Annotated in this window: 3 protein-coding genes and 1 pseudogene; 1 reads left to right on the top strand and 3 read right to left on the bottom strand. The window is 73.3% G+C overall.

Annotated elements, in window-relative coordinates; all coding sequences use genetic code 11:
• The first annotated feature begins 98 nt into the window (after positions 1-98).
• A pseudogene (locus tag IO33_RS44785) lies at positions 99-2,962 on the top strand (bifunctional [glutamine synthetase] adenylyltransferase/[glutamine synthetase]-adenylyl-L-tyrosine phosphorylase).
• Positions 2,963-2,981: 19 nt separating this feature from the next.
• Here the strand turns inward: IO33_RS44785 and IO33_RS0136610 are convergent.
• From IO33_RS0136610 to IO33_RS0136600, 3 genes are all read right to left on the bottom strand, one after another.
• On the bottom strand, positions 2,982-3,851 hold the full coding sequence (locus IO33_RS0136610; RefSeq protein ID WP_209438981.1) for a phosphatase PAP2 family protein: 870 nt from the start codon (positions 3,849-3,851) through the stop codon (positions 2,982-2,984).
• 68 nt (positions 3,852-3,919) lie between these two features.
• The gene (locus tag IO33_RS0136605) at positions 3,920-4,954 is read right to left on the bottom strand and encodes a LacI family DNA-binding transcriptional regulator (protein ID WP_031173221.1); all 1,035 of its coding nucleotides are present in this window, start codon (positions 4,952-4,954) and stop codon (positions 3,920-3,922) included.
• Positions 4,955-4,979: 25 nt separating this feature from the next.
• Entirely contained in the window at positions 4,980-6,629 is a 1,650-nt protein-coding gene (locus IO33_RS0136600; protein WP_031173220.1) for a glycoside hydrolase family 13 protein, read from the bottom strand.
• Positions 6,630-6,669: the final 40 nt, after the last annotated feature.

Here is a 6,669-nt window from a genome sequence, read left to right as displayed (position 1 = left end):
CACCCCCACCCCACCCCGACCCCGCCCTAAGCCGCTCCGCCCCCGCTTCGCCGGATAGGCTCTGGCCAGGACGACCGCACCCGAGGGAGGCCACGGAGATGACGCCGGGGCGCAGAAGCAGCACCTTCACCCGCCTGCTCCGACACGGCTTCACCGACCCCTCCGCCGCGGAGCGCCTCCTGGACGGCCCGGAACTCGCCCCCGTCCGCGACGACCCCGTCCTCCTGGAAGCCCTCGGTGCCACCGCCGACCCCGACCTGGCCCTGCACGGCCTGGTCCGCCTCCTGGAGGCCCAGGACGGCCCCACGTCCCACCGCGAACTGCTCGACACCCTCATCGCGGCCAAGCCGCTGCGCGACCGCCTCCTCGGCGTCCTCGGCGCCTCCGCCGCCCTCGCCGACCACCTGGCCCGCCACCCCAGCGACTGGTACGCCCTGGTCACCTACGAGCCCCAGGACCTGCACCCCGGCGTCGAGGAGTTCGCACGCGGCCTGGCCGGGGCCACCGACCCCGTCTCCCTCCGCGTCGCCTACCGCCGCTGCCTGCTCTCCATCGCCGCCCGCGACGTCTGCGGCACCACCGGCGTCGCCGAGACGGCCGCCGAACTCGCCGACCTCGCCACCGCCACCCTGCGCGCGGCCCTGGCCCTGGCGCGGACGAACGCCCCGGAGGACGCCGCCGCCTGCCGCCTCGCGGTGATCGCGATGGGCAAGTGCGGCGGCCACGAACTGAACTACGTCTCCGACGTGGACGTGATCTTCGTGGCGGAGGCGGCCGAGGGCACCACGGAATCCCACGCCCTCGCCTGCGCCACCCGCCTCGCCTCGCACCTCATGCGGATCTGCTCCGAGTCCACGGTCGAGGGCTCCATCTGGCCGGTCGACGCCAACCTCCGCCCCGAGGGCCGCAACGGCCCCCTCGTGCGCACCCTCTCCTCCCACCTCGCCTACTACCAACGCTGGGCGAAGACCTGGGAGTTCCAGGCCCTGCTCAAGGCCCGCCCGGTGGCGGGCGACGCCGACCTGGGCCAGGCCTACGTCGACGCGCTCGAACCCCTGGTCTGGAAGGCGGCCGAGCGGGACAACTTCGTCGCCGACGTGCAGAAGATGCGCCGCCGCGTGGTCGAGAACATCCCCGTGTCCGAGATCGAACGCGAGCTCAAGCTCGGCCCGGGCGGCCTGCGTGACGTCGAGTTCGCCGTTCAGCTCCTGCAGCTGGTCCACGGCCGCACCGACCCCGCCCTGCGCAGCGGCACCACCCTGGACGCCCTCCAGGCCCTGGCCGCCGGCGGCTACGTGGGCCGCGAGGACGCCGCCCGCCTGGACGAGGCGTACCGCTTCCTGCGCTCGATGGAGCACCGCATCCAGCTCTACCGCCTGCGCCGCACCCACCTCGTGCCCACCGCGGAAGCGGACCAGCGCCGCCTCGGCCGCTCCCTCGGCCTGCGCACCGACCCGGTCGCCGACCTGAACCGCGAGTGGAAGCGGCACACCGGCGTCGTACGGCGGCTGCACGAGAAGCTCTTCTACCGCCCGCTGCTCGACGCGGTCGCCCAACTCGCCCCCGGCGAGGCCCGCCTGAGCGCCGAGGCGGCCCGCGAGCGCCTGGTCGCCCTCGGCTACGCCGACCCGGCCGCCGCCCTGCGCCACCTGGAGGCCCTCGCCTCCGGCGTGACCCGCAAGGCGGCCGGGCCGGCGCCCGCGAGCGCCCGGCCACTGTCGTGTCGGCGCGCCGCCTCGCCCCCGACCTCCTCATGCGCGCCCCGGAAGCGGTGGCGCTGCTCGGCGACGGCGACGGCGGCGGGCTGGCGGCACGCGAGCGAAGCCCGCTCGAACAGGAGATCCTGGCGGCGGTGGGCCGCGCGGAGAACGCCGAGCAGGGCGTCACGGCGGCCCGCGGTGTGCGCCGTCGCGAGCTGTTCCGTACGGCTGCCGGGGACATCGTCGGCTCCTACGGCACCGAGACCAGCCCGGCCGAGGCCGACCAGGGCGCCCTGGTGGACCGGGTCGGCGCCGCGGTCTCCGACCTCACCGCCGCCACGCTCGCTGGTACCCTGCGCGCGGTGGTCCGGGACGGCTGGGGCGACACGCTGCCCACCCGCTTCGCGATCATAGGGATGGGCCGCTTCGGCGGTCACGAGCTGGGCTACGGCTCCGACGCGGACGTCGTCTTCGTGCACGAACCGCAGGAGGGCGTCGACGAGCACGAGGCGGCCGCGGCGGCGAACAAGGTCGTCGCCGAGATGCGCCGGCTGCTCCAGCTGCCCAGCGCCGACCCGCCGCTGCTGATCGACGCGGGCCTGCGCCCGGAGGGCAAGTCCGGCCCGCTGGTGCGCACGCTGAAGTCATACGAGGCGTACTACCGCCGCTGGTCGCTGGTCTGGGAGTCCCAGGCGCTGCTGCGGGCCGAGCCGGTCGCCGGGGACGAGGAGCTGGGCCGCCGCTTCACCGAGCTGATCGACCCCCTGCGCTACCCGGTCCACGGGCTCGGCGAGGACGCCGTGCGCGAGATCCGCCGGCTGAAGGCCCGCATGGAGGCCGAGCGCCTGCCGCGCGGCGCCGATCCCAGGCTGCACACCAAGCTCGGGCCGGGCGGCCTGTCCGATGTGGAGTGGACCGTCCAGCTGTTCCAGCTCCGGCACGGCTGGGACCAGCCCGGGCTGCGCACCACCCGCACCCGTGAGGCGCTGACCGCCGCCCGGCAGGCCGGGCTGCTGCCCGCCGAGGAGGCGGAGATCCTGGACGAGGCGTGGGTGCTGGCCACCCGGGTGCGCAACGCGGTGATGCTGGTGCGCGGCCGGGCCGGGGACACCTTCCCGACCGAGCCGCGCGAGCTGGCCGCCGTGGGCCGCTATCTGGGCTACGGCGCCGGGCACGCCGGGGACATGCTGGACGCGTACCGCCGTACCACCCGCAGGGCGCGCGCGGTGGTGGAGGAGCTGTTCTACGGCGACGGCGCCTGAGCCGGCACCGGCGGCCGGGCTACGGGGAGGTCGCCGGTGCCGGCCGCAGGGCCCCGGCCGGCGCCACCCGTGGCATCCGGTACGGCAGCGCGCCGTACCACGCCCGGGCGGCCGTGAAGCCGAAGCTCAGGCACAGCACACCGCCGACCGCGTCCAGCCAGAAATGGTTGGCGGTGGCAACGATGACCAGCAGGGTGAGCGTCGGGTAGAGCAGCCCCAGCACCCGCACCCATGGCACCGACGTCAGCGCGAAGATCGTCAGCCCGCACCACAGCGACCAGCCGATGTGCATGGACGGCATCGCCGCGTACTGGTTCGACATGTGCTTCAGATCGCCGGAGGCCATCGAGCCCCAGGTGTGGTGGACCATCACGGTGTCCACGAAACGCCCGCCGCGCATCAGCCGGGGCGGGGCGAGCGGGAACAGGTAGTAACCGACCAGGGCCACGCCCGTGGTCGCGAAGAGCACCGTCCGGGTCGCCGCGTAGCGGCCCGGATGCCACCGGTACAGCCACACCAGCACACCGATCGTGATGAGGAAGTGCAAGGTGGCGTAGTAGTAGTTCATGCCGACGATCAGCCAATCGACCGAGTTCACGGCACGGTTGACGGACTGCTCGGCGGCGATGCCCATCGTGTGCTCGGCGCGCCAGATCCAGTCGGCGTTGCGCAGCGCCTCGGCCTTCTGCTCCGGGACGGCGTTGCGGATCAGGGAGTACGTCCAGTAACTCACCGCGATCAGAAGGATCTCGAACCAGAGGCGGGGCCGCCGCGGATGCCGCAGCCGGGCCGCGAAAGCCCGGGCGCCCCGTCTGACCTCGCCCGTGACGGCCTGCGGAACGGCCACCTCCTCGCGACCTTCCGACTGCGTCACGGTCGAGTCACTCATAGCCATCAAGTCTGCCAGAAAAGGCTTCCTCGGCCGATCATCCCAAGGACGGGTCCGGGGCGCACCTTCTACGGCATACGGGCGACGTGCGGCGCCGACGCGGTGGAGCCGCGCACCACCAGCTCCGGCATGAACACGAACTCGCTGTGCGGCGCGGGCGTCCCGCCGATCTCCTCCAGCAGCGTGCGCACCGCGGCCTGCCCCATCGCCGGGACCGGCTTGCGGACCGTGGTCAGCGGCGGATCGGTGAAGGCGATCAGCGGGGAGTCGTCGAAGCCCACCACCGACACGTCCCGGGGCACCTCCAGACCCCGCTGCCGGGCCGCCCGTATCGCACCGAGCGCCATCATGTCGCTGGCGCACACCACGGCCGTGCAGTCCCGCTCGATCAGGGACGTGGCCGCCGCCTGACCACCCTCCAGGGTGTACAGGGAGTGCTGGATCAGCTCGGTCTCGATCACCTCGGCGGCGAGCCCCAGCTGGTCCTGCATGGCCCGCACGAAGCCCTCGATCTTGCGCTGCACCGGCACGAACCGCTTCGGCCCGAGGGCCAGCCCGATCCGGGTGTGCCCCAGCGACGCCAGGTGCGTCACGGCGAGCGTCATCGCGGCCCGGTCGTCGGGGGAGATGAACGGCGCCTGCACCTTCGGCGAGAAGCCGTCCACCAGGACGAACGGCACGCCCTGCGCGCGGAGCCGCTCATAGCGCTGCATGTCGGCGGTGGTGTCCGCGTGCAGCCCGGAGACATAGATGATCCCGGCGACCCCGCGGTCCACGAGCATCTCGGTCAGCTCGTCCTCGGTCGACCCGCCCGGGGTCTGGGTGGCCAGTACCGGTGTGTAGCCCTGGCGGGTCAGCGCCTGGCCGATGACCTGGGCCAGGGCCGGGAATATCGGGTTCTCCAGCTCCGGTGTGATCAGCCCGACCAGCCCCTCGCTGCGCTGCCGCAGCCGCACCGGGCGCTCGTAGCCCAGTACGTCCAGCGCGGCGAGCACGGACTGGCGGGTGGTGGCGGCGACGCCCGGCTTCCCGTTGAGGACCCGGCTGACGGTCGCTTCGCTCACCCCCGCCTGCGCAGCGATGTCGGCAAGCCGTGTGGTCACAGGATTGGACTGTACCGGTCGCATCTCAGACTGCCCACCAGATGGCGCAATCCGCGGGAATCTGCGTGCGCGCACCGCCCGGCTCCACATCGGTGCTGGCCAGCAGCAGCGTGCCGGGGGTGGCCACGGTGACCGGCGAGGCCGTGAGGTTGACCGTGCAGACGAAGGAGCCGTCGGCGGTGTCACGGCGGAAGGCCAGCACGCCCTCGGGGCTGTCCAGCCAGGTCACCTGGCGGCCGGCGCCGAGCGCCGGGTGCTCGCGGCGCACGGCCAGCGCGCTGCGGTAGAACTCCAGGGTGGAGGTCGGGTCCCCGTCCTGGGCCGCGACGGTGAGGTCCTTCCAGTCGGCCGGCTGCGGCAGCCAGCTCGGGCCGCCGTCGACGGGTCCGAAGCCGAACGGCGGCACCTGGCCCGACCACGGGATCGGCACCCGGCAGCCGTCGCGCGTGCCGTCCTGGCCCGAGCTGCGGAAGAACGCCGGGTCCTGGCGCACCTCGTCGGGCAGGTCGACGACCTCGGGCAGGCCCAGCTCCTCGCCCTGGTAGAGGTACGCCGAGCCGGGCAGCGCCAGCATCAGCAGGGTCGCCGCCCGGGCCCGGCGCAGACCACGCGCCTCGTCCCCTTCCGCGAGGCGCGTGGAGTGCCGTACCACGTCGTGGTTGGACAGCACCCAGGTCGCGGGCGCGTGCACGGCGCTCATGGCGCCGAGCGAGCGGTCGATGACGTCGCGCAGGTCCGCCGCGTTCCAGTCGGTGGTCAGGTAGGAGAAGTTGAAGGCCTGGTGGAGCTCGTCGGGCCGGATGTACAGGGCGCTGCGCTCCACGGTCGGCGTCCACGCCTCTGCGACCGCGACGCGCTCGCCCTGGTACTCGTCGAGGATGCGCCGCCAGCCCCGGTAGATCTCGTGCACGCCGTCCTGGTCGAAGTACGGCACGGCCTCGGTGCCGAGCAGCTTGACCTGCTCGTCCCGGCCGATGTCCGGCAGCCCGGCCGCCTTGACCAGCCCGTGCGCCACGTCGATGCGGAAGCCGTCGACGCCGAGGTCCAGCCAGAACCGCAGGATGGAGCGGAACTCGTCGTGCACGGCCGGGTGGTCCCAGTTGAAGTCGGGCTGCTCCGGCGCGAACAGGTGCAGGTACCACTCGCCGTCCGCGACCCGGGTCCAGGCCGGGCCGCCGAAGATGGACTCCCAGTCGTTCGGCGGCAGTTCGCCGTCCGCGCCCTTGCCGGGGCGGAAGTGGAAGCGCTCGCGCAGCGGCGAACCGGGCCCCTCGCGCAGCGCCTGCTTGAACCACTCGTGCTGGTCGGAGCAGTGGTTGGGGACCACGTCGACGATCACCTTCAGACCCAGCGCATGGGCGTCGCGCACCAGGTCGTCGGCGTCGGTCAGGGTGCCGAACATCGGGTCGACGGCCCGGTAGTCGGCGACGTCGTAGCCCGCGTCGGCCTGCGGGGAGGCGTAGAAGGGCGACAGCCACACGGCGTCGACGCCCAGCCGCTTCAGGTACGGCAGCCGGGAGCGGATGCCGGGCAGGTCACCCATGCCGTCGCCGTTGCCGTCGGCGAAGCTGCGCGGGTAGACCTGGTAGATGACCGCCTCGCGCCACCACTCCCGGCGCTCGGCGGCGGCGGAGGAGGCGTCGGTGGGGACTGCGTCGGTGACGTGCTGGGTCATGGATTCCCTTAAGGATGCGGGGGGAACGACAGAGGCGCTT

Source organism: Streptomyces durhamensis, from assembly GCF_000725475.1.
GTDB lineage: Bacteria > Actinomycetota > Actinomycetes > Streptomycetales > Streptomycetaceae > Streptomyces > Streptomyces filipinensis.
The sequence above is the reverse complement of the archived record's forward strand: the minus strand, read 5'-3'. Positions and strand labels throughout refer to the sequence as shown.

What these genes read in the sequence shown, in the direction of transcription:
- IO33_RS0136610 (WP_209438981.1), bottom strand. Translation starts at nt 3,851, where the DNA reads ATGAGTGACTCGACCGTGACGCAGTCGGAAGGTCGCGAGGAGGTGGCC.
- IO33_RS0136600 (WP_031173220.1), bottom strand. Translation starts at nt 6,629, where the DNA reads ATGACCCAGCACGTCACCGACGCAGTCCCCACCGACGCCTCCTCCGCC.